This window comes from Cryobacterium sp., assembly GCF_025463825.1.
GTDB lineage: Bacteria > Actinomycetota > Actinomycetes > Actinomycetales > Microbacteriaceae > Cryobacterium.
The window spans coordinates 1-22,219 of record NZ_JAODBG010000130.1; the positions used below are offsets into that span (position 1 = coordinate 1).

23 protein-coding genes are annotated in these 22,219 nt (G+C 69.3%); 12 read left to right on the forward strand and 11 right to left on the reverse strand.

Annotation, left to right across the window (positions count from 1 at the left end; genetic code table 11):
• A partial coding sequence (locus tag JWP54_RS15960; RefSeq protein ID WP_297373949.1) for a TIGR03557 family F420-dependent LLM class oxidoreductase occupies nucleotides 1-601 on the reverse strand: 601 nt, incomplete at its 3' end.
• 433 nt (nucleotides 602-1,034) lie between these two features.
• Nucleotides 1,035-5,405: a BTAD domain-containing putative transcriptional regulator gene (locus JWP54_RS15965; RefSeq protein ID WP_297373952.1), complete on the reverse strand. Its 4,371-nt coding sequence runs from the start codon at nucleotides 5,403-5,405 to the stop codon at nucleotides 1,035-1,037.
• 141 nt (nucleotides 5,406-5,546) lie between these two features.
• Here JWP54_RS15965 and JWP54_RS15970 point away from each other — a divergent pair, with 141 nt between their 5' ends.
• The 3 genes from JWP54_RS15970 (at nucleotide 5,547) to JWP54_RS15980 (ending at nucleotide 7,801) form a co-directional block, all read left to right on the forward strand.
• Entirely contained in the window at nucleotides 5,547-6,395 is an 849-nt protein-coding gene (locus JWP54_RS15970) for an SGNH/GDSL hydrolase family protein (RefSeq protein ID WP_297373955.1), read from the forward strand.
• Between the two features lie 155 nt (nucleotides 6,396-6,550).
• On the forward strand, nucleotides 6,551-7,249 hold the full coding sequence (locus JWP54_RS15975) for an ABC transporter ATP-binding protein (RefSeq protein ID WP_297373958.1): 699 nt from the start codon (nucleotides 6,551-6,553) through the stop codon (nucleotides 7,247-7,249).
• Nucleotides 7,250-7,372: 123 nt separating this feature from the next.
• Nucleotides 7,373-7,801 (forward strand): Hsp20/alpha crystallin family protein, encoded by a 429-nt coding sequence (locus JWP54_RS15980; protein WP_297373962.1) that lies wholly within the window; start codon nucleotides 7,373-7,375, stop codon nucleotides 7,799-7,801.
• Nucleotides 7,802-7,944: 143 nt separating this feature from the next.
• Here JWP54_RS15980 and JWP54_RS15985 read toward each other — a convergent pair whose 3' ends face one another.
• Nucleotides 7,945-8,232, reverse strand: a complete 288-nt coding sequence (locus JWP54_RS15985) for a DUF1905 domain-containing protein (RefSeq protein WP_297373965.1) — start codon at nucleotides 8,230-8,232, stop codon at nucleotides 7,945-7,947.
• Nucleotides 8,233-8,472: 240 nt separating this feature from the next.
• On the opposite strand from JWP54_RS15985, the gene JWP54_RS15990 reads away from it, so the two are divergent.
• Both JWP54_RS15990 and JWP54_RS15995 read left to right on the forward strand, forming a co-directional pair.
• Entirely contained in the window at nucleotides 8,473-9,492 is a 1,020-nt protein-coding gene (locus JWP54_RS15990) for an iron-containing redox enzyme family protein (protein WP_297373968.1), read from the forward strand.
• Nucleotides 9,489-9,764 (forward strand): CDGSH iron-sulfur domain-containing protein, encoded by a 276-nt coding sequence (locus JWP54_RS15995; RefSeq protein ID WP_297373970.1) that lies wholly within the window; start codon nucleotides 9,489-9,491, stop codon nucleotides 9,762-9,764. The genes JWP54_RS15990 and JWP54_RS15995 overlap by 4 nt, the downstream gene beginning before the upstream one ends.
• A gap of 111 nt (nucleotides 9,765-9,875) precedes the next feature.
• On the opposite strand, the gene JWP54_RS16000 is transcribed toward JWP54_RS15995, so the two are convergent.
• Nucleotides 9,876-10,766, reverse strand: a complete 891-nt coding sequence (locus JWP54_RS16000) for a hypothetical protein (RefSeq protein WP_297373973.1) — start codon at nucleotides 10,764-10,766, stop codon at nucleotides 9,876-9,878.
• Nucleotides 10,767-10,918: 152 nt separating this feature from the next.
• On the opposite strand from JWP54_RS16000, the gene JWP54_RS16005 reads away from it, so the two are divergent.
• From JWP54_RS16005 to JWP54_RS16015, 3 genes are all read left to right on the forward strand, one after another.
• Complete coding sequence (locus JWP54_RS16005) at nucleotides 10,919-11,026, forward strand: DUF2510 domain-containing protein (RefSeq protein WP_297373976.1); 108 nt, start codon at nucleotides 10,919-10,921, stop codon at nucleotides 11,024-11,026.
• A gap of 111 nt (nucleotides 11,027-11,137) precedes the next feature.
• Nucleotides 11,138-11,641 (forward strand): hypothetical protein, encoded by a 504-nt coding sequence (locus JWP54_RS16010; protein ID WP_297373979.1) that lies wholly within the window; start codon nucleotides 11,138-11,140, stop codon nucleotides 11,639-11,641.
• A 19-nt stretch (nucleotides 11,642-11,660) separates the two neighbouring features.
• Nucleotides 11,661-12,233: a DUF2510 domain-containing protein gene (locus JWP54_RS16015; RefSeq protein WP_297373982.1), complete on the forward strand. Its 573-nt coding sequence runs from the start codon at nucleotides 11,661-11,663 to the stop codon at nucleotides 12,231-12,233.
• A 21-nt stretch (nucleotides 12,234-12,254) separates the two neighbouring features.
• Here the strand turns inward: JWP54_RS16015 and JWP54_RS16020 are convergent, their stop codons facing one another.
• The 4 genes from JWP54_RS16020 to JWP54_RS16035 all read right to left on the reverse strand — a co-directional run bounded on the left by JWP54_RS16020 (nucleotide 12,255) and on the right by JWP54_RS16035 (nucleotide 15,691).
• On the reverse strand, nucleotides 12,255-13,517 hold the full coding sequence (locus JWP54_RS16020; protein ID WP_297373985.1) for a wax ester/triacylglycerol synthase domain-containing protein: 1,263 nt from the start codon (nucleotides 13,515-13,517) through the stop codon (nucleotides 12,255-12,257).
• Between the two features lie 84 nt (nucleotides 13,518-13,601).
• Nucleotides 13,602-14,351 (reverse strand): hypothetical protein, encoded by a 750-nt coding sequence (locus tag JWP54_RS16025; protein WP_297373987.1) that lies wholly within the window; start codon nucleotides 14,349-14,351, stop codon nucleotides 13,602-13,604.
• Nucleotides 14,351-15,121, reverse strand: coding sequence for a hypothetical protein (locus tag JWP54_RS16030; protein WP_297373990.1), 771 nt, complete (start codon nucleotides 15,119-15,121; stop codon nucleotides 14,351-14,353). Before JWP54_RS16030 ends, JWP54_RS16025 begins: the two co-directional genes overlap by 1 nt.
• A 435-nt stretch (nucleotides 15,122-15,556) precedes the next feature.
• Nucleotides 15,557-15,691, reverse strand: a complete 135-nt coding sequence (locus tag JWP54_RS16035; protein WP_297373993.1) for a hypothetical protein — start codon at nucleotides 15,689-15,691, stop codon at nucleotides 15,557-15,559.
• Between the two features lie 75 nt (nucleotides 15,692-15,766).
• On the opposite strand from JWP54_RS16035, the gene JWP54_RS16040 reads away from it, so the two are divergent.
• Both JWP54_RS16040 and JWP54_RS16045 read left to right on the forward strand, forming a co-directional pair.
• The gene (locus tag JWP54_RS16040; protein ID WP_297373995.1) at nucleotides 15,767-17,395 is read left to right on the forward strand and encodes a bifunctional diguanylate cyclase/phosphodiesterase; all 1,629 of its coding nucleotides are present in this window, start codon (nucleotides 15,767-15,769) and stop codon (nucleotides 17,393-17,395) included.
• Complete coding sequence (locus JWP54_RS16045) at nucleotides 17,392-17,646, forward strand: EAL domain-containing protein (protein WP_297373998.1); 255 nt, start codon at nucleotides 17,392-17,394, stop codon at nucleotides 17,644-17,646. The genes JWP54_RS16040 and JWP54_RS16045 overlap by 4 nt, the downstream gene beginning before the upstream one ends.
• A gap of 5 nt (nucleotides 17,647-17,651) precedes the next feature.
• On the opposite strand, the gene JWP54_RS16050 is transcribed toward JWP54_RS16045, so the two are convergent.
• Nucleotides 17,652-18,227, reverse strand: a complete 576-nt coding sequence (locus tag JWP54_RS16050; RefSeq protein WP_297374001.1) for a dihydrofolate reductase family protein — start codon at nucleotides 18,225-18,227, stop codon at nucleotides 17,652-17,654.
• A gap of 134 nt (nucleotides 18,228-18,361) precedes the next feature.
• On the opposite strand from JWP54_RS16050, the gene JWP54_RS16055 reads away from it, so the two are divergent.
• Entirely contained in the window at nucleotides 18,362-18,850 is a 489-nt protein-coding gene (locus tag JWP54_RS16055; RefSeq protein ID WP_297374003.1) for a DUF2809 domain-containing protein, read from the forward strand.
• Nucleotides 18,851-18,884: 34 nt separating this feature from the next.
• Here the strand turns inward: JWP54_RS16055 and JWP54_RS16060 are convergent, their stop codons facing one another.
• Nucleotides 18,885-19,694 (reverse strand): nuclease-related domain-containing protein, encoded by an 810-nt coding sequence (locus tag JWP54_RS16060; RefSeq protein WP_297374004.1) that lies wholly within the window; start codon nucleotides 19,692-19,694, stop codon nucleotides 18,885-18,887.
• A gap of 348 nt (nucleotides 19,695-20,042) precedes the next feature.
• Nucleotides 20,043-20,828: a GntR family transcriptional regulator gene (locus tag JWP54_RS16065; RefSeq protein WP_297374006.1), complete on the reverse strand. Its 786-nt coding sequence runs from the start codon at nucleotides 20,826-20,828 to the stop codon at nucleotides 20,043-20,045.
• Nucleotides 20,829-20,906: 78 nt separating this feature from the next.
• Between JWP54_RS16065 and JWP54_RS16070 the strand changes: the two genes are divergently transcribed.
• A complete protein-coding gene (locus tag JWP54_RS16070; protein WP_297374008.1) occupies nucleotides 20,907-22,115 on the forward strand; it encodes an MFS transporter in 1,209 nt (402 codons plus the stop codon).
• Nucleotides 22,116-22,219: the final 104 nt, after the last annotated feature.

Here is a 22,219-nt window from a genome sequence, read left to right on the forward strand (position 1 = left end):
GGTAGCCGGTGACCAGGTCGGCCTCGGGCTCAGTGGAGAAGAGCCCGTCACCGTGCTCGGCGGCGAGGGCGACGGACTGGGGCCCGCTCACCGCGACGGCCATGGTGGGCCGCACGTCGGGCAGGTCGAAGATGCGGGCGTCCTCCAGCTTGAGGTAAGAGCCGTCGTAGTTCTGGTAGCCGCCCTGCCAGAGCAGCCGGATAATGTCCAGTGCCTCGTCGAAGGTGGCGTGCCGCTCGTGGATGCCGGGGAAGCCGCGGCCCACAATGTGCTCGTTGAGGCGTTCACCCGAGCCGACACCGAGGGTGAAACGATTGTCGGAGAGGAGCGCGAGGGTGGCGGCGGCCTGGGCGATGATGGCCGGGTGATAGCGCACGCTCGGACAGGTGACACCCGTGGCGAGCTCAAGGGTGGTGGTCTTCGCGGCGATCGAGCTGAGCACGTTCCAGACGAACGGTGAGTGGCCCTGAGCCTCCACCCAGGGGTGGAAATGGTCGCTCATCTCCACGAAGTCGAAGCCCGCCTGTTCGGCGCGCACGGCCTGGCGTACGAGTTCTTTCGGTCCGAATGCCTCGGCGATCAGCTTGTATCCGATTTTCATTCCCCAAAACTACGTCGGGCCGCCGAGCTCGGCAAGGCATTGACAACCGCCGATGGAGGCGGCAAACGACATCCAGTTCCCGCCTGGCAACGAACGTTTACAAGGATTTAGTTCGGTGATAAGGACCCGATCCCCAATCCCATCCTTTTCATCTCACCTTGTCCTTTTTTGCGCGCCCAGCTGCCTCGACGCTTCACTGAGCCGAGAGCCTGCACCGACGGAGTCCCGGCCGGACACGAACCGTCATCTCCGCGCCGGCGAAGGAGCCGCTGCCTGAGTGTCCTCCGCATGACCTCGCTCGCCTCCTCCTCCGTTGCCACCGCCGACCACGCCAGCCTGGCCGCGCGCAGTTGTTCCCGTTGATTCAGAAGGTCAACGTCGATCACCTCACCGATGCCGGGTGGAGTGACTACCAGTACTGGGCCGGAGCGGCTTAGTTCGTCCTCGCCCACGGCTTCGCCGTCAGGGGGACCTCGTCCGCCCAGTAGCCCCGAAACGTGCCCGGCGCGATGGTCAGCGTTTCGGCGTCTGCCCGCACATCCGCTTCGAAAGCCACGACACCGACGCAGATTGAGCCGCGCTCAACACCGAAGCGCACGTGCCCGCCCGCCCGCGTGTAGGTGCCGGCGCACAGCGGCTCCCCTTGGCCCCGCATCCGCCAGTCCCATGTCCCGTGGGCCATCCGCAATGTCATCGTCCCCGTGTAGGTGGGGATCTGGTCTTCGATGGTCGCCTCTGAGGATTCGTCAAGGGGCGCGCCGATTCGTGAGCTTGCCAAGGCTGTCATCTCCGCGATGAGGTCCTCCGTATTCCACCGCACCTGGTAGGCCCCGTCGAGGTCCGAGGTGTCATCGCGCCGTGCCGGGTCGAGATCGGCGAGGTACGGGCACTCGCGGTCGGCCCAGAATCGCTCGCAGTCCGTCAGCGTGAACCCGCGGGTCAGCGAAGCGCGGGCCAGAGTCACGAGCTCGTCCGGGTCGACCGTGTACGCAGTCTCCGCTGGGCCAGCGACTGCCGTCACTCGCCCGTCGTCTCGCCAGCGCAGCGAGTCGGCTGCGCTCGGCTGTGGGGCTTCCTGGAGGAGCACGCCGCTCGCAGCATCCCAGATCCGGATCACCTCCTCGCTGCCGCTGGTGGCGAACATCGATCGGTCCGGGGACATGGCCACCGCGGTGACGGTTCCCTCGTGGATGCGATGCGAGACGGATGTCGGTGTCAACGTCGCGGCATCCAGGCGCACGAGGTCACCCCCGCCGTTCGCCCGGAAGTCGCTGACCGCGAGCAGGTCGCCGCCGGTGTCGAAGCCGACGAAGGTGAGGTTCGTCGCGGTGACGTTGAGGAACGCGTCACGCAGCGTGCTGCCGTCGGCGGCGTCGAGCGCGACCAAACGACTGTCAGCGGTCGACACGATCACTTCTTCACCGGTCGGATCGACGATCGCGTCGACCGCTCCCCCGTGGACATCGGTCGACCAGAGGGATCTGCCGTCTGCCGCGGTGAGCGCGACCTCATCCGCATCGGATACCGACACGCGTCGGCCAGTCGCCTCCGCGGATGCCGACGCCGGGTTCGACTCGTGGGTCACGGTCTGCCCACGGTTCGGGTCGATCACCATCGCTTCGGCGCCATCGCCCCGTGTGACGGCCGCCAGCCCTGCTCCGCCGAGACTGACGTCACCGGTTCCCACCCCGGGGTAACTGAAGATCTCCTGGCCGGTCGCCGTGTTCCACTCGCGAAGCACACCGTCCCGCCCCGATGTCCACGCCGAAGCGCCGTCGGAGGAGAGAGCAGCGGTGACCGTGGCTCCACCCGCGGGCATGACGATCGTCGCGCGCACCTCTCCTGACGGAACATCCAGCACGGACAACGGCTCTCGACCGGCGAGGAGGGTCGCTCCGTCGCCGGAGATCGCTCGCGGTTCCGAATCCGGCACCGCTAGCACGGTGTGCAGGCTGTTCGTGTCGACGATGCGAAGGTCCGACCCGTCGGGGAAGGCTGCGATCGAACCATCGGCTGACATGACCGGCGGTGCACGGAATACGCTCTCCGTGCTCAAGGTCGTCGACTCCCCGGTGGCACGGTCGAAGAGAACGACGCGGGTGAAGTCGTTATACCCCTCCCAGACGCACTCCCCGTCCGTCATCGCGGAGACGGGAACCCGCAGCAGGATGTACGCGTCGGTCACCGCCGCTGGGTAGCCGCCGCAGCGGCCGACGTCGATCATCTCGATCAGGTTCCCGGTTCGCCTGTCGTGGATCGCGATTCCTTTTGTGCTCGGCTCGTCGGCCGGGTTGCCGCCGACGCGGCGTTCGTTGTCGGCGTCGTGGATCACGCCCCACAGGACTTCCGTGCCGTCCGGACTGATTATCGGACGCACGATCCAGGAGGATGCCTCGGCGTCGGGCAACCGCGATGTCCACACCTCGGTACCGCTCGCGGTGTCGAACAGGGTGACCTCGCGGGAGACTCCGCCTCCCGGTTCGCCTCCGGCGAGGGCGAGCTGGGTGCCGTCTGGGGCCAACGAACCGGTGAGCCAGCCGATTCCCTCCACCGGAGCCATGCGGCCGCCCTCCCGCACTGCACTCAGGGCGGTTTGCAGCGCGGAGAGGGTGCGCACCGAGCGGTCCCCGTCGTTCGCAGCGGCTACGGCTAGGAGAAGAGCCAGGCTCGAATTCTCATCGACCGCACCGACCGCCGATGCGGCGAGCTCCTGCGCCCGGGCGGTTCGAGCCTCGGCGTCGGCCCGGCCGGACTGGATCACGGCGGCGCCGGCACCGATCACCGCTCCGATCGCGAGCACGGCGACACCCCCGAGCAGTGCGCGAAGCCGGATGTTGGCCCGTCGCTGACGGGTTGACTCGACGTGCGCCGCCTCCAGAGCGGTAGCCTCGGCATCCTGACCACGCTCAAGGAACTGTTCCTCGGTCGGGCTGAGGGCCGGATTCTCGCTCCTGCGCCAATCCCTCGCGGCGGCCAGTCTCGCGCCTCGGTACAACTCGGTGTCGGGCCGTCCCATCTCGTCCCACGCATCAGCCGCCTGTTCGAGGTGTCGGCGGAGCCGCTGACCGTCCACATCGTCCTCGAGCCACCCGCGAAGCCTCGGCCACTCTCGGGCCAGGGCTTCGTGAGCGATCTCGACGGCATCCTCGTTGCTGGTAACGAGCCGGGCGCCCACAAGCTTCTCGATCAGCCGCTCGCGCGTTGCATCGCCGACGATCGCGCCCCGGGCCATTCGCGAACGAACCGGCTCCCCGTCCTCCCCCGGCCCGACCAGTCGCATCATGATCTGCCGGAGGATGTCGCGCTCACGGACGGGCGAGTCCTGATAGACGATCTCTGCGGACTGTGCGACCGCCCCCCGGATTCCGCCGGACGCGCGGTAGCCGGCGACGGTGAGCGTACGATCCTCCCGCCGCTCCCACGTCTGTTGCAACGCATGCGAGAGGAGGGGAAGGTAGCCCGGTTCACCTTCGACTTCTCGCACGAGCACGTCGACCAGGCCTGGCTCAAGGCGAAGTCCGGCCTGTCGTGCCGGCTGCTCGATGGCTGCCCGGAGCTGGACCTCGTTCATGCGCTTGAGGAGGTAGAGCCCACGTTCCACCAACCTGGCCAGGTCGGGGTAGGCGGACACATCTCCCAGCCGATCGGCACGCAGGGCGAGAATGAGCGGGCCACTCTGCGCGTGCCTGGTCAACGCGGCGAAGAACTGGTCGCGCTCGCTGCCGTCGGCGCACAGCGTGACCGCCTCCTCCGCCTGGTCGACGACGAGCACACAGCCTGTAATCGAAAGCTCACGCGACACCGCATCCAGTGCTCGCATCGGGTGAGGACCGGGCGTGATCACGCACACGGCCCGTCCCTCGCGACGCAGGCTCGGCGCGATCCCGGCCCGCACCAACGACGACTTGCCCGAGCCCGACGGGCCGGCGACTATCAGCACTCCTGCCCGGGTCAGTGTGAGCGCTGCCTCGTCGATCTCGAGATCGCGCCCGAAGAAGGACTCGGCGTCGTCGCGGTCGTAAGAGAGGAGACCTCGGTAAGGGGAGCGCCCGTTCGGCTGCGTGGCCACGGTCGTGGAGAGTGAGGGTTCGTGACGGAGAATCGCTCCCTCGAGCGCGACGATGTCAGGACCAGGATCGAGCCCGAGCTCCGTGATGAGCAGTGAGCGCGCCTTGCGAAGAGTATGAAGGGCATCGGCTTGCCGCCCGGCTTGATACTGTGCCTGTGCAAGCAAGGCCCAGCGGCGCTCGCGAAGAGGAGATGCCGACACATTCGCCTGTGCGTCGTCGAGCGCTTCCCGGTATCGACCGGCTTGGAGCAGAGCTTCAAGGCGCAGATCCTCCGTATCGAGGCGCAGCGTGTCGAGTCGCTGTGCCTCCGTCCTCCCCGGCTCCCAACCAGCGAGGTCCGCGAACGCGTCGCCGCGCCATAGGTCGAGTGCCTCGGCCGCGACAAACGCTGCCCGATGGGGATCCGCGAGCGAGATCAGTTCCCGCGCGCGCGAAACCAAACGCTCGAACCGTCGAGCGTCGATGTCGTCGGGGGCCGTCACGAGGCGATATCCCGAATAACCCGTCTCGATCGCGTTGGGGCCGAAGCGGCGGCGCAAACGCACGACGCATCCCTGCACGACTTTTGCGCTCGAACTCGGGGGATCGGCGCCCCAGAGAGCGTCCGCCAGAGTGTCGGCGGGTACTGAAGATCCGGCCCGCATCGCCAGCACCGACAGCACGATTCGGTCGCGTGGCGCCACCGGGGTCGCACCGTCGTCAACGACGAGGGGACCCAGCACGGAGATCGTCACCTGGTCAGTATCGTCGTCCCCCCGATACCGCACAACGCCGTTGATACCGGCCTGATACCACTCCGGAACTGCGCCGACACCGAGTGGAGTGATAGTGGCCTGACCCGGACGTCGAAGCCGGCAACGAGAAGGAGCGACATCATGAAGAGACGGCAGATCAGCATCGCCTCGCTGGGAATCGTGCTGGCAATCACCGCGTCCGGCTGCACCGTGAACCCGTCATCCGCGACCGCACCACACGCAACACAGACGCCTGACGACTCCGCACCAACCCGCACCGTGGTGGTCATCGGGGACTCGATTCCGTTCAACTCCCCAGACGACTGCCCCGGCTGCGTGGGATTCGTTGAGAGCTACGCAGAAGCACTGAGCGACAGCAGTGACGAGATTTACACGGCGGTGAACCGTTCGCGGCACGACGGCGCGCGCGTTTCCGATGTCCTCGACGAGGTAGAGAGTGGATCGCTGGACGAAGCACTCTCCAACGCTGACGTGATCATCGTCTCGGTCGGCTACAACGACCAACCACCCTACGGCGACGGCTCCTGCTACGACGAGGCCATCGACCTCGACACGGTCAAGGGTGCAGCCGAAGCGCTCAGTGCGACTACCGCCGATTGCATCGGCACCCAGACTGCCACAGCGGCCGCCAACCTGGCAGACCTGCTCGGAGGCGTGCGGGGGCTTGCACCGGATGCGTCGATCCGGGCCCTCACCGCCTACAACGCCTGGACCGGTTGGCCGGACTTCGAGGCTCTCGGAGCAGAGACCGCGGGATCTGCATCCCGGACGGTTGCCGCCGGTCTTCTCGCGTGGCGGACCGTAGTGTGCCACGAGGCGGAAAAAGTCGGAGGCGACTGCGTCGACCTCCTCACCGCCTTCAACGGGACGGACGGACTGACACCGTCAGGTGATTTGCTGGCCGAGGACTACACCCATCCATCGCAGAAGGGCAACGAGCTGATCCGCGACCTGCTGCTGCAGCGGTGACAGTACCCCGCCGCGCTGCCCGAGCCACCGGAAGCCGAGCTCAGTGGACGCACCGACGAGCGCACGGATAGGCGGACTATCTCGGGGAACGCCGCATCCGCTGCCGCCGGAGACGGCGTGTCGCGACATTCTCCGCCTTTGCGACCGCAACCGACTTGGAGCGGGAGGCAAGCTCACTCGGGTACAGCTCGCTCAACGGTGGAACTGAGCTTCCCCCCAGGGCCGGCCAGGTGCTGCTCGACGGCAAGCAGGTACACCGGATGCCCGCCAGGGAGCTGGCCCGCACGATGGGGCTGCTCCCCCAGTCGCCGATCGCGCCCGAGGGCATCACCGTGGCCGACCTGGTGGGCCGCGGCCGCAACCCGCACCAACGGATGTTCTCCCGCTGGAACACGGAGGACGACGAGGCCGTGGCTGCGGCCCTGGACGCCACCGACACCGCGGTGCTCGCAGACCGGTCGGTGGACGAGCTCTCCGGCGGGCAGCGGCAGCGGGTGTGGATCGCGATGGCGCTGGCCCAGCAGACCGACCTGCTGCTGCTCGACGAACCGACCACCTTCCTCGACGTGAGCCACCAGGTGGAGGTGCTCGACCTGCTCACCGACCTCAACCACAGCCGGGGCACCTCCATCGTGATGGTGCTGCACGACCTCAACCTCGCCGCCCGGTACGCCGACCACCTGATCGCGCTGGCCGACGGTGGGGTGCACGCGGTGGGCGGCCCGCACGAGGTGCTCACCGAGGAGACGGTGCAGGCGGTCTTCGGCCTCACCAGCCGGGTGCTCGAGGACCCCACCTCGGGTCGCCCGATGATGCTGCCGATCGGCCGGCACAACGTGGCCGTTTTCGTCTAAGACGGGTTCATCGGGAGGGGCGCGTTCGCGCAAGGTCCGACTTGGCACTCTCAATGTACGAGTGCTAACATTTTTCCTGAAAGAGCCAGTCAGGCTCACTATTTAGGAAGGGGAATCCTCATTATGGCAATGTCTTTCGATCCTTTCAGCGAGCTGGACCGCCTCACCGGCGACCTCCTGCAGTTCCGTCCGGGCGCCCGATTCATGCCCGTCGACCTGTATCGCGAACGGGACCAGTACGTCCTCTCCGCCGACCTTCCCGGGGTGGACCCCGGCTCGGTCGATGTCGACGTGGATGGCCAGCTGCTCACGATTCGTGCCACTCGCACGGCCACGGCGCAGGACAACGCCAAATGGCTGGCGCAGGAGCGCCAGCACGGCGCTTACCTCCGCCAGTTCAGCCTGGGCGACGGCGTCGACTCGAGCCGAATCTCGGCCAACTACGCCAACGGGGTGTTGTCCGTGGTGATTCCGGTCAGCGAGAAGGCCAAGCCGCGCAAGATCCAGATCGAAACGGGCGCCCCGGCGGAGGCGACGTCCATCACCGCGTAAGCCCGAAACACCGAAACAGTCTGGCGGGGCGCCCGCCGGACGACGCACGATGAGAAATGGTGTGAACGACCAGTGTCGTTCACACCATTTTTCGTGCCGGACCGCCTACCTCACCTTGCTCCGGACGAGACCGTGACCGGCTACTACGTCAGCCGTTCGGTAAGCCGCACGGTGACAGCGTCCCCGATCTCCTTGCCGAGCTTCTTCCTCAGCTTGGCGCTGATGGAGATCATGTGGCCGCCCGAGCCGGTCGGCATCAGCGCGACCGTGAGCGGTTCGGCATCCACTCTGGACACCACCTTCACGGCCTTGCCGGTGCCGAAGAACTCCACCGATCCAGGCACTTCCACGCACGACCAGACATCACCTTTGACATCGACCCCGATCGGGCCGGTGAATACGAATTCGATGGGACCGATGTCTGTGCTCATAACGGGGATCTCCTCGGGACGTGGGCGCGTGATCCCACTCTGACGGATGCCTCCCCCGCGCGGCAAGGCCGCTTACCGCGGCGCGGGGATGAGGGCCATACTCTGTGCAGGTGAGGCGAGAAGGAACCCCTAGAGAAAGGGGCCCCAGCCCCGGGTTTCTCTCACCTGCCCCCTGTTAGGATTCCCATTCGGCGATGCAACCACGGCGCAGGAAGCCGGTCGATCAGAGAGGTGCTCCACGTGAAAATGCCCCAGGCCCGAGGTCCCGTCAGCACAAATCTTCGTAAGCTCATCTCGAATCAGCACACCGAGTTCGGGGTGGATCTGGACGCCGCGTTGCGCGCCACCGACGACGTCCTGCAGGACGACGACCTGCAGCTCGCCCTCTTCATGGCCTACGAGCTGCGCTACAGCGGCCTGCAGGGCATCGACGACGACTGGGAATGGCACCCGGAGGTGCTCGCCCTGTGTGCGGCCATCGAGCGCCTCTTCGAAGCCGCGCTCAGAGAGCGGGTGTCGCTGCCCCCGCTGCCCGCACCGGATGTGGAAAGCGTCGCCGCCGCCCTGTTCGAGCTGACCGGGGCCGACTCGGGGCCGAGCGTCTCCCGGTTCCTGGCGAAGAAGGCCACCGACGAGCAGGCCCGGGAGTTCCTCATCCTGCGCTCGATCTACCAGCTCAAGGAAGCCGACCCGCACACCTGGGCGATCCCCCGCATCCGCAGCCGGGCGAAGGCTGCGCTCGTGGAGATTCAGGCCGACGAGTACGGCGGCGGCCGGTTCGAGCGGATGCACTCCGAACTCTTCGCCCGCACAATGCGCGGCGTGGGACTGGATGCCGGTTACGGGCACTACATCGACGCCGTTCCGGCGATCACCCTGGCGTCGAGCAACATGATGACCATGTTCGGCACCCATCGCCGACTGCGCGGCGCCACCGCGGGGCACCTTGCCGCATTCGAGATGACCTCGTCGCAGCCCAACCGGCTGTACGGCAACGGCTTTCGCCGCCTGGGCTACGACGCGAACGTCACCTTCTACTTCGACGAGCACGTCGAAGCGGATGCGGTGCACGAGCAGATCGCCGCCCGCGACCTGGCCGGCTCCCTCGTCACCGACGAGCCCGAGCTGCTCGAGGACGTGTTCTTCGGCGCTGCCGCCGGACTGTACGTGGACGGCCTGGCCGGCGCGCAGCAGATCGACGCGTGGACCGCCGGCCACTCCGCGCTGCGCGTTCCCGAATACCTGGACCTGCCGGCATGATCGCGCCCGACGACGACGCTGCCGACATCCCCGCCGCCGGTGCCGACGAGCCCGTGAGCATCACCGCCTACCCGAACGGGCCCCTGCTGGTGCGCGGACCGTTCGAGATCCGCACGCCGACCGGCGTCGTGATCCCGCCGCGACGCAAAACCGTTGCCCTGTGCCGGTGCGGAGTTTCCAGTCTGAAACCGTTCTGCGACGGCAGCCACAAGGCCATCGGCTTCAGGACCGAACCTGAGCCGCCGGCCCCGCAACCGCCGCTGCCCGCCTGACCCGGGAACGGTCTGGGAATGCGGATACGTAAAGGCGGAACTTCTCGGAACACGCCGCATCCGCAGCCCGGATTGACCGCGTGTTCCGAGATTCTCCGCCTTTAGGGCTGCTCAGGTGTAAGACTCGACGCGTTCGACGGGCAGTCCGGAGCGCCAAGAATTGAGGGCGGCCAGCACAGCGACTGCGCTCAGAGCACCCCCGAGGGCGAGGGCGCCGACACCATAGGCGGCGCTGTCGAGATGCACGCCGAGCGGGCTGAGGCCGAGCGCCGCTCCGCCGGCCCCCGCGATGCCGAGTTCCGCGCGCCAGATGTGAGAGAACCTCCGCCACCACCGCTGCGACGGTGAGCCGTTCGCGATGCTCGCCTCGTTGGCGCGCAAAGACCTGTTGTAGGTGAGCTTCTTGAGCAGGGAGACCGCGACCATCGCCGCCAGCACACCGGTGAGTGCGCCGTACACGGTCACGGTGAACCATAATTGCTCAGCCGCGGATGAGCCATCGGGGATGTCGATCGCGCCCCGGGCATCCGCCACGACCGGCAGGACCATGACCAGGAGCCAGGCGAGCGCGGCCCCGGCCAGGAAGACGGCGTGCAGGGCGACGCCGATGGGACGCAGCTCGACCGTGAAGTTTCCGCCGGAGAGGGGCGCGCCGCCGCCCAGGCCCCACCGGCCACGCACCGCGAACTGGCCGAAGAAGAATCCGGTCATCGACAGGAAGGCCATCAGGGTGGGGAACGCGATGGTGCTCGTGCCGGCGACGTCGTCTTCGACAGCGGAGCTGATGGAGTTGCCGGCCGCGGTGAGGGTGAGCAGCCAGACGATGGCTCCGATACCGACGAGGAGGGCGGCGGCCCCGATGAGGTTGCCGACGATGGCGACGACCCGCCGCGTGCGGGCGATCGATCCGGTGGTGCGCCTGCCCTGCTTGTCGGTCGGGCGGCCGCCGGCAAATGCCTTCTTGCCGTCTTTCCTGGTGTTCTTGTTCTTGTCCCTGGCCATGCATGTCCCCCTTGCCGAGGAATCAGTCTTGCGCATGTTCGCGGGCCGAGGTGCGGTGTCTGCACCGCGCCGGGCCAATGCACTGAGGCTCGGGTGCCGCCGGTGGATGCGGCCCCGCACGACGTGGCACGCAGCTCGATCTGGGGGAATTGATGAGCGAACAGCGACCTGAGGTGACGCCGGAAGCCGGCTGGTACGAGCATCCGGACAGCGGCACGCAACTGCGCTGGTGGAACGGCGACGACTGGACGGACCAGTAAGCCCCGCGGGCCGACGAGCCGCCCGTCGGGACAGGCGCCGAGCCGGCGTACGGCCCGGCCATTTCCTCCCCACAGCCGGATGCCTACCCTCCGGCGACGCCGGATGCGTTCGTGCCGTCCCTGCCCGAGGAGCAGGCGTCGAACGTGTACGCCTATGCGGTGAACCCGGCCGCGACACCGAACCGCGGCCTGCGCTGGGGCACCGTGTCCGTGTGGTTCCTGGCCTTCTTCCCGTGGCTCACGATGGCGTCTGCGATCGCGGCCTTCTGGTCAGCCGCAGTCGACTCTGAGACCAGCTACTACTGGGTGGCGATCCTCCTGGTCCCGCACGCATTGACCGTCGGGCTGGCCGTCCTCGATGCGCGGCGCCTGCGCGACTGGCAGCATCCGCGGGTTCCGCACTGGGCCTGGTCGCTGCTGGGCGCGCCGGCCTACCTCATCGCCCGCGCCGTCGCGGTGCGGGGAAACACGGTTCGCGGGTCGACTCCGCTGTGGGTGGCGCTGGCCAACATCGTGCTGAGCTGGCTGGCAATCACCGTCGGGCTATTCGCGCTGGGCGCATTCATCATCTGGGTGATCCAGCAGCTCAGCGACTCGATGAGCGGCGTCAATTGACTGGTTTAGGGGGACCTTTGTGACCGAGCAGACTGCCGGTGTGGCGCCGGCCGGGTGGTACCCGGAGCCGGGCGCCAGCGCGGGCACTCCGCTGCGGTGGTGGGATGGCACCGAGTGGACCGAACATGTCGGCCCGGCCGTGCCGGCGCATCCGTCGGCGGAGCCTGCCGCCGTCGTCGCCGGAGGCAGCCAGCGCTGGGGAACCGTGTGGGTGTGGTTGCTGGCCGCGTCGCCGTGGCTGACCCTGGTGACCGGAGCCCTTGCACTGAACGCCGTCATCACCACTGACGTTCCCGTGTGGCACTGGATCGTGCTGCTCGTCGTGCCGAACGCGCTGATCGTGGGCCTGGCGATCTTCGACGTGAGGCAACTGCGCCAGTGGCACGACGGCGTGGCGACCTGGGCGTGGTCGTTCCTGGGCGCGCCCGTGTACCTGATCGCGCGCACCCTCCTCTTGCGCAACCGCGGCCGGTTCGGCGCCGCGCCGATGTGGGTCGGGCTGGCCAACGTGCTGACCGGGCTGCTGGTGATCGTCGGCCTGGTCGCCCTGGGGGTGTGGATGGTCCTGCAGCTGAGCATCTCGATGGGATAGAACTCGCCGGCCGGCCCGAACTCACGCGCTGAGCCGCGCCAGTTCGTCGGCCATGGCGCCCGCGAACACGGCGCCGGGCACGTACCGGGCATCGAAGTGGACGCTGCACGACAACCGGCCGGCGTAGGAGATGGCCGCGACGCCGAGCCGCACGTTGGCGGCGATCACGGCCACCGGCCAGATGGCGGCGACGGGGGCGCCGGCGAGGTGCAGTCGTGCAGGCGGGCCGGGCACGTTGGTGACGAAGCCGGCGACGAGGTGTTGCCGCTGGGCAAGGCGGTTCATGATGCTGGCGCCCACCGGGCCGCGCATCAGCTCGAGCGTGCCCTGCTGCCGGGCCCGGCCCTTCTCCGCCCGGGATTGTTCCGCGATCAGTCGCAGGCGATCGTCGGCGTCCGGAACCTGGAGGGGCAGCTGCACGAGCATCACGCCGACCTGGTTGCCCGACGTGCCCCGGCGCTGCAGGGCGACCGGAATGGAGACGGGCAGCCGGGCGGGGAGCGGCTCGCCGGCCGCAGGCAGGGCGGCTCGGTAGCCCGCGGCCACGCTCGCCAGCAGCGCGTCGTTCAGGGTGGCGCCCCGCGGGCGCGTGTTCGCTTCGAGCGCCGCGAGGTCGATGTCGACGAAGGCCACCCCGCGGTTGGCGCTACGCGGGCCGAGCAGAACGGTGGCGCCGACTCCGCTCGCTGTGAGGGTGAGGCGGGTGCGGTGGAGGCCGAAGAGAAAGGTGCGGAGGGTGGCGAGCGGGTGGCGGCGCTGCGGGTCTCGCGGGCGGGGCTCGGAGGCCGCAGGGGCGGCCGCGGGTGCGGGCGGATCGAACAGCTGCCCGGCGATCGCCACCGCCTGGATGCCGTCGGCGACGGCGTGGTGGATGCGCAGCACGATCCACACGCGGCGGCTCCCCGCATCCGGCATCACCAGCAGCTCCCACAGCGGGAGGCCGCGCAGCAGCGGCGTGCCCATCAGGTCGCCGCAGAGGATTTCGAGGCCCGGGAGCCCGTGGACGGCCGGGCCCAGGCGCACGTGCTGCTCCAGGTCGGGCTGCGCCGCCGCCCAGCGATGCCGAAAGCCCCGACCCGTCAGCACCTGGCGCAGCTGCGGGAGCCCGGCGAGTCGCTCGCGCACCGCGGCTCGAAGGGCACCGAGGTCGGGATCGCCATCGGCGCCGACGAAGCCGCCGGGGTCGAGGAGTCCGGCCACCAGGAAGACGTTGACCTGGCCGGCATGGTCGAGCACCAGGTTCGCCTCGTCGGCCGCGGCGAGCCGCTGGGACGAGAGGCTCATGCCGACAGCGTAGACCCGGGGCCGCCCCGGATCAGGCCGGCGGAGCCCGAGGCCTGCATCAGGCGAATCTTCGATCTCCGAGCCTCAGCCGATCGTTGACGAGGGATAGAGGAAGACGTCCACCGAGTCTCCGCGGTAGTGGAACCGGATGATGCTCCCGTCCGGGAGCCCTTCCGTGTAGTCCTCGCCCAGCAGGGGCCACTCGCCGACGTCGGCAAAGAGGTCTACCCCGGGCGGCACACAATTGGCGCCGTCGACCGTGCTTGTCGAGCGGTCGACGAGCATGAAGCACTGAGAACCCCCGTTCTCCCGGGAGAACCACGGTTGGAATCCCCGATATGTCTGGTAGCCGCGGACGGTGGAGCGGTCGATATCCGCGCCGACGAATCTCAGCAAGGAGAGCACCACTCTGTCCGGCTCGTCCGCGATCGGATGCAAGGTCGCATCGGCACGCGGTCCGACGAGCCCCGCCACGGTATACACGAGGGCAACAAGGGCCACCAGAGCGCCGGCCACGAACGACGCACGGCGGGCCTGTTTCGAGGTGAGACGCTGCCACAGCGGCGGCGGCGAGTGCTCGCCGGCTGCCCAGTCCGGCGGATCGGGGCTGCTCCAGTCGCCGTCAACCGCCGGCTCGTCAGCCGCGACCGCAGCGGGCGGGCCGATCTCTGGATAGGCGCCGTACGGTGGGCTCGCGGAGCGCGCCGCTTCCAGCTCCTTCAGCCGTGCCAGCGCGGCGGGGTCGGCTTGGATGTCCGGATGCGGACCGTATGCCCTCCGGCGGAGATCCTCCAGTTCGCGCTCAGCATCGAACGGGGTCGAGGATGCGGCCATCAGCCCGCCGCCGGCACGAGGTGGACGAAGGCATCCACCGTGTCACCATGAAAGATGAATCGGATGATGCCGTCGCCGTCGAGGCCGTCGAAGCCGTCGAACCCGTCGCCGGTTGACGAGACGTCCATGATCAGGTCCGCGGGAGGCGGAGCGCAGCGCGACTCCGAGAGGGTGTCGTTTGCCCGGAGCATCGCCACCAGACAGGGCGAGTCGTACGCGTTCTCCGCGGACCAGATCTCGAGCCCGCGATAGGTCCCGAAGGCGCGGAGGGTGAAGGGGTCGATTTCCAGAATCGTCTCCTCGACCACCAGGGTGCGGAGCCGTTCGTCCGACCCGGTCGGGATCGCGCGCAGTGTGGCATCCGGACGCGGCGCGGAGACCAGGAGGACCGTCACGACGATCCCGCCCGCGACAACCAGCGCCCCGGCCACCCACGCCAGGAGTCTCCACCAGGTCGCCGTTTCGCCTTGCCGTTCCGACCGAGAGGAGACGTCCTTCGCCGGCGCGTTAGCGCCAGGCGCAGGCGGGGCCGCGGGAGTCGGAGGTTGGGCGGCGGGAGCCGCCATCGGAGCGACGGCCGGGCCGGCGACGCCCTGCCCCATGGGGGCATCCGCCTCACGCTTGCCGTCTCGGCGATGCGCCGCCTCGAGTTCGCGCAGCCGCGCGAGACCCGCCGGGTCCTCCGCGATGTCGGGATGGGGACCGTACGCCCTCTTGCGCAGTTCATCGAACTCGCGGTCGGCGTCCGACTGGTGCGTGAAGCCGTCCACAAACCGAAAATTACACCCGTCTGAGTCCGACAGATACCCGGAACGAGCCGCCTGATCTGACTGGCAACGTCGCCGACCCCGTTCTGCACGCACCCGTCTTGAGGAGTGCTCACTGCTAAGTTCTAGGTACGTGTCGGCGTGGTCATCCCCGGGGAGGTGACCGCCGTGAACCCACGGTGAGGAACGCAGTCAGCTGGTCGCAGTCGGGGAATGGTCGGCACCTGGGAAACCTGCTCGGATCGGGCTGCGTCAGGCCCTGCCGACCCTGATCAGCCGGCCGACGGGCATCCTGCAGGGCGCCCGGTGGCTGTTCACCGGGCTCGCCCTGTTCTCCCTGCTGTTCAGCCTGCCCGGGGTGGTTCCGCTGGTCACGGTCAATCCGGCCGCCATGGTGCTCGCGGTGGGCGCCACACTCTTCCTCTGGGGCTCCTGGATCTACGGGTCTCTGCGCCAGCGGGTGCCGTTCGGGCTCGAGGTGCTCGACGCCGTCGCGATCACGGCATTCGCGCTGGCCGGCCCGTCACCGGCCGCCGTGACGCCGCTGATCTTCGCTTCCGCCTGGGTGCGCACCCTCTATGGCTCTCCCTGGCAGTCGGTGGCGCGCGGTGCGCTCTACTCGGCCGCGTTGGTGGCGATCACCGTGCTGTGGCCGCTGATGCCGGAGCACACGACGGTTCCGGACCTGCTTCGACAGGCCGGGGTGGTGTCGATCATGCTGCTCACCGTGGTGGTGTCCGGGCAGCTGCGGATTGCGCTGCAGGCGCACGACTGGCCATCGAACGGGACAAGGCACTCACCGAGACCGGCGCGAAGCTGCTCGGCCTCACTGACCCCGACCGCACCCGCGGCCTGGCCTGGACCACCGCCAACGAACTGGGCTCCACCACGCCGGGCGTGCGGGTGCTCAAGGCCGCCCGCGACGGCGAGGTGCTGCGCATCGGGGCGAGCACCGGCCAATTCGCCGATCTGCCCGTCACCATTTCCGGCTCCGTCGTCGCCTGCGCCGGGCCGGTCGACCAGGCTCGCATCACCGACGCTGACCCGCTGAACGCCGCCGTCGGCAGCACCCTCGAGTGGGAGTGCGTCGCCCTCACCGAGGAGGAGAACGATGCCTGGCTGCTGGTGGGGGCGCCCAAGCGCATTCCCGAGGGCACCATCCTGTCGGTGCGCAACCTGGTGAACCAGGTCAACCTTGCGCTACGCAATAGCGACGCGCACCGCCAGCTCATCGCTCAGGCCAAGAGCGACCCGCTGACCGGCCTGCACAACCGGGCCTCGTTCAACACCAAGCTCGCCGAGGAGCTGGCCCAGCACCACGAATCCGCCGGGTTGCACGTGCTGTTCCTCGACCTGGACGATTTCAAGGACGTCAACGACAACCTCGGACACCAGGCCGGCGACGCCGTGCTCGTCGAGGTGGCCGACCGGTTACGCCGATGCACCCGTCCACGGGACGTGTGCGCGCGGCTGGGCGGCGACGAGTTCGCGGGGGTGCTCACCGGCACCACGGCCGACGCCGCTGCGGCCATCGCACACCGGATGGTGGAGTCCCTCGCCACGCCCATCCTCGTGAACGGCCGGCCGGTGCGCGTGGGAGCCAGCGTTGGCGTGGCATCGGCCACCGAGGACATCGGGCTCGAGGTACTCGTGCACCAGGCCGACGTGGCGATGTACGCGGCCAAGGCCAACGGCAAGGGTCGTGTGCGTGCCTTCACGGCCGGGCTGCTGCAGGGCGAACCGGCGCTCGAGTCCTTCGAACGGCAGCTGTCTCGCGCCGCCGGCAGCGGCGAGCTCGTGGTGCACTACCAGCCGGTGGTATCGCTGGCCGATCTGCGCTGCACCGGGGCGGAAGCGCTCGTGCGGTGGCAACATCCGGACCGCGGGCTGCTGCAGCCGGAGGAGTTCATGGCCGCCGCCGAGAGCTCCGGCGCGGTCCTGGGCATGGGCGCTTTCGTGCTGCGCCGCGCGTGCACGGATGCGATGACCTGGCCGGACACCCGGCCCGGCGTGCCGATGACCGTGCAGGTGAACGTCTCCGCCCTCGAGCTCGACAGCGATCACTTCGTGGAGTCGGTGCTCTGGTGCCTGGCCGACAGCGCTCTGCCGCCCAGCCGGCTGGTGCTCGAGCTCACCGAGTCGGTGGTGCTGGAGTCCGTGGCGGCGGTGGGACGGTTGAAGACCCTCACCCACCACGGCGTCCGCATCGCCATCGACGACTTCGGCACCGGCTACGCGTCGCTGTCGACCCTGCGGATGCTGCCGACACGGTCGTGAAGCTCGACGCGAGCTTCGTGGCCGGGGCGCTGGCCGACCCGGTGTACCGCACCGTGGTGGAGGCGATCGTGCAGATCAGCGGGAAGCTGGGGATCACCACCATCGCGGAGGGGGTGGAGCGGCCCGACCAGCAGGATTTCCTCGCCCAGATGGGCGCCGACGCCGCGCAGGGCCACCTGTACAGCCCGGCACTGTCGACGGAGGCACTTCTGGAGTGGCTGACGCTGGCCGAGCGCGCCGAGATCGACTGAACCGCCTAGGTGTCGCTGAGCACCTCGTAACTGGACTGGGTGAAGCCGGCGCCGAGCTCGCGGGTGCCCACGTGCCGCAGGTGCACATCCCCGGAGAGCGGCCCGAACAGCGGGATGCCCGAGCCCAGCAGCACGGGCGCCCGGGTGATCGTGATCTCCCGGATCAGCCCGGCGTGCAGGAAACTCTGGATGGTGCGGCCCCCGTCGACGTACACTCGGCGGCGACCCTCCACGATGAGGGCCTCGAGCACGTCGCCGAGGGTGGCGTGAATGCTGGTGTCCGGTTGGCTGAGGCTGCTGTGGCTGCGCAGCAGGGTGCGGCTGAGCACGAACACCCGCTTGCCCGCGTACGGCCATTCGGGGAATGTGCTGACGGTGTCGAAGGTGCCGCGGCCCAGGACCATGGCGTCGACGCTGGCGAAGAATTCGTCGTAGCCGGTCTCCCCCAGCGCGTCGCCCGCGGCGGTGAGCCAGTCGAAGTCGCCGTTCTCGCGGGCAATGAACCCGTCGAGGCTGGTGCCGACGAAGACGCAGCCGATCAGGGCGGCGAACGGGCCGGCCGGGTCGGAAGGAGTGTTCATGCCAGCACGCTAGCAGTGGCCGCCGCTGACGGCGAGGGGTGGCTGCGAGCCGATCCCGGCCCGTGGCATCCGCCCAACCGCATTCGTACGCATCGACGGCGCCACGTTGGGCTGTCACACGGTATGTTTTTGCAATGACGCGCAACAACCGGGTATTTCCGTCGCACAATCGACGGGACGACCTCATCCGGTCCGCTGCGCAACCCCGGCAAGATCTCCTCGAGGTCACCGGCGAGCTGTCCCTGCGGTCCCCGGCGAGCCGGCGGCGACGGATGCTGGCCGCCGTCGCCGCGTTCATTCTGATCACCGGGCTGGTGGCCCACTTCACCATCGACAGCGCCGCGGGCGACTTCGTGGCCGACGCCCTGTATGCGGTCATGCTCTTCGTGGTGCTGTCGTTCGTGTTCGTGCGCACGGCGGCGTGGCGCATCGGGGTGGCCAGCTTCGTGGCGTGCGCCGGCATCGAACTGTTCCAGCTCACCGGGGTGCCGGCCGCGCTGGCCGGGGCCTTCCCGCCCAGCCGGCTGCTGCTGGGCACCACGTTCACCGCGATCGACCTGGTGGCATACTTCGTCGGCGCGCTCGGCGCCGCCCTGGTGGTCACCTGGACTCGCCCGGACTGAGCCGCCCGGGCTGCCGGGCTGAGTGCCGGGTTCGTCAGCCGGCGAGGGCGCCGAGCAGCGCCTTCTCGACCAGCACGGCCGCGCCGACCGCACCGCCGCCCACACCGATCACCGCGGCGGTCGACCACAGCACCCGGCGGATGCGCGCGTGCCGCACCTGACCGTCCAGGGCGGTGAAGCGGGTCATCACATCGGCGGCCGCCGGGTGGGGCTGCTCGCGCCAGGTGGCCGGGGTGTCCAGGATCACCACGGCCTCGGCGATCTCGTCGTCGCTGAGCACCGGCTGCAGCCGCTCCAGCCAGCCGAGCAGGCCGCGGGCGTCGAGCACCTTCACCTGCACGGGCTTGTCCCGGAAGGTGATCTGCTTGGCATCGACCAGCGCGATCACCGGTTGCACGGGCGCGACCAGCGGCATCCGCTCGCGCAGCACGGTGGTGACCCGTTCGGCCTCGTGTTCCGCGGCGGGCAGGTAGGCCTTCTTGTGGCCGGAGACCGTGACGGTGCGCCTGCCCACCCAGATGTGCTTGCCGCAGTGATGTTGGGTGTCGATGGTGAAGATGCCGCCGGGGCCGACCAGGATGTGGGCGATGTCGGTGGCGTTCCTGCCGATGGGCACCGCGTGGAAGGTGGTCCAGTCGGTCGGCAGGCTCGCGAGCAGCTTGCCCACGGTGATCTCGCCCTGCGCGCCGAGGTACCAGCCCATGCTCTCCGGGCACAGCGGAGACTTGCCGAAAAAGCGCGCCACGCGGGTGCGCGGCGGCACGGCGGTCTGGCGGGAAAGGAGATGTTCGATGACCAGCTGGGCTGCGATGCGCGTGCGCATGGCGGGTGGGTGCAGGGTCACGGAGCTCCTTTGGACGCGCCCAGACGCGACTGCGCCCGGAAGACCGCGCTGACGGGCGGTCATGCCGGGTCCACCTCGAGGATGTGCGCCAACTGGGCGTGCAACCATCCGGGGAGCAGTGCGGGCGAGGGCCCACCGCGTGCGGTGGTCTGAGGTTAGCGAGCCGCGCGCCCCCGGCGGCACCCCCACAAGGAGGCACGCGGCACAGCCGATGCTCGTGGCCGGTGCCGGCGCGCGCCAAACCCGCGCGAGAACGCACAACTGTTGCCCGTGCGGACAATTGCACCCGGCACACCGGGACCAATTGTCCGATGCGGCAACAGTTGGGGCGGGTCGGGGGTGAGCGGGCTAGACGATGGCCAGACCGTGGCCGCGCAGGCGCCGACTGTCGGCGGCGAGCGCCGTGAGCAGGCGGTCGTTGGTGCCGCGGATGTGGTCGGTGAGGAGGCGCGCGGCGGTGTCGGCGTCTCCGGCGGTGAGGGCGTCGAGCACCGCGCGGTGCTCTCGCCAGGCCTGGTCGCGGGCGGCGGCGGTGCGCACCTCGAGCCAGCGGGTGCGGGCCAGGCGGGTCATCGCGCCGCGCACGGTATCGACCATGGCGGGGTTGCCGGAAAGCCGGGTCAGTTCGACGTGGAAGTCGCCACCGGCCCGCAGGCCCTGCTCCGCGTCGTCATCCGCGGTGGCGGCCGCGCTCGCTGCCGCAGCGATAGTTCCGATGGCAGTCGCGGTGTCGTTCGCGGCGGTTGTCGCAACGGCAACCGCGTTGGCAGCCGTGTTGTCGGCCGGCCGGGCGGCGTCCAGAAGCGCGGCGACGACGGCGATGTCCCCGGCGGAGGCGCGCTGCACGGCCAGGCGCACAGCGGCGCCCTCCACGGCTTCGCGCAACTCGGCGAGCGCCCCGATCTCGGCGAGGTCGATCGGCGAGACGATCCAGCCACGGCCGTCCCGTTGCACGAGACCCTCCGCGTCGAGGCGGCCCAGGGCGGCGCGCACCGGCGTCCGGGAGGCGGCGAAGCCGGCCTCGAGGCCGCGCTCGGTGAGCCGCTCCCCCGGCGCGAGTTCCAGCGACAGGATGGCCGCCCGCAGCCGGTCGTAGAGCTGCTCGGTCTGGGAGGCCGGTACGGGAGGAAGCATCGGAGCCTTTCATCGCGCGCGATTTGGTATACCGGGTTGGTGTACCAGTAGATTAGCAGGCACTGCGAGGAGAAAACCATGGCCACGACCACCACCACGACGCCCACCGTCAGCACCCGCGCCTGGGTGGTGCTCGCCCTCGGCGTGGCCGCGCAGACCGCCGGCACCGTCTTCGTCAGCGCCCCGGCGTTCCTCATCCCGCTCCTACACACCGAACGCGGCCTCTCCCTCGCCCAGGCCGGGCTGCTGGCCGCAATCCCCACCTTCGGCATGGTGCTCACCCTCATCCTCTGGGGCGCCCTGGCCGACCGGATCGGCGAGAAATGGGTCATCGCCGGCGGCCTGCTGCTCACCGCGCTCGCGGCCGGCGGCGCGATCCTCGCCGACGGCTACCTGATTCTCGGCCTGTTCCTGCTCCTCGGCGGCATGGCCTCGGCCAGCACCAACTCCGCCAGCGGGCGCATCGTGGTGGGCTGGTTCCCCAAGCACAAACGCGGCCTGGCCATGGGCATCCGGCAGATGTCGCAGCCGCTGGGCGTTACCGTCGCGGCCGTCACCATCCCGGTGATCGCGGCGGATGCCGGGGTCGGCGCCGCCCTGTTCGTGCCGTTCGCGCTCACCGCGGTGCTGGCCGTGGCCTGCGCGATCGGGCTCGCCAACCCGCCCCGGGTCGCCCCGAGCGGCGGCGCGACGGTGCTGCCGCAGGTCAACCCGTACCGACGTAGCGGTTTCCTCTGGCGCATCCACGCCGCCTCCGTGCTGCTGGTGGTGCCGCAGTTCACCATCTCCACGTTCGGCCTGGTCTGGCTGGTCAGCGAGCAGCGCTGGGAGCCGCTTGCCGCCGGGGTGCTGGTGGGCGCCGCGCAGTTCGCGGGCGCGATCGGCCGCATCGTGATCGGCGTGGTCAGCGATCGGGTCGGCAGCCGGGTACGGCCGCTGCGCTGGGTGGCGGTGAGCGTGGCGAGCGTGCTGCTCGTGCTTGCCGCCGTGGATGCCGCGCATTGGGGGGTCGCCGCCGTGGTGTTCGTGCTCGCCACCACCTGCACCGTGGCGCCGAACGGGCTGGCGTTCACGTCGGTGGCGGAAATGGCCGGCCCCGGCTGGTCGGGCAAGGCGCTCGGTGTGCAGAACACCGGCCAGTTCATCGCAGCGTCCCTGGTGGGGCCGCTGATGGGCGCGCTGATCGGCGTGGTCGGGTACCCGCTCACCTTCGCGGCCGCCGCACTGTTCCCCGCGCTCGCTGTGCCTATCGTGCCCCGTGCGCACGCTGAGCACGACCACCTGTAGTCCCGCTCAGGCGGGGTGCTGGTCAGCGCTGCTCACCGTGCGGTGCCCCCCACCCCGGCACAGAGATCCCGCGAGGTGCCGAAAAGTGCCCCTTCCGCACCCGG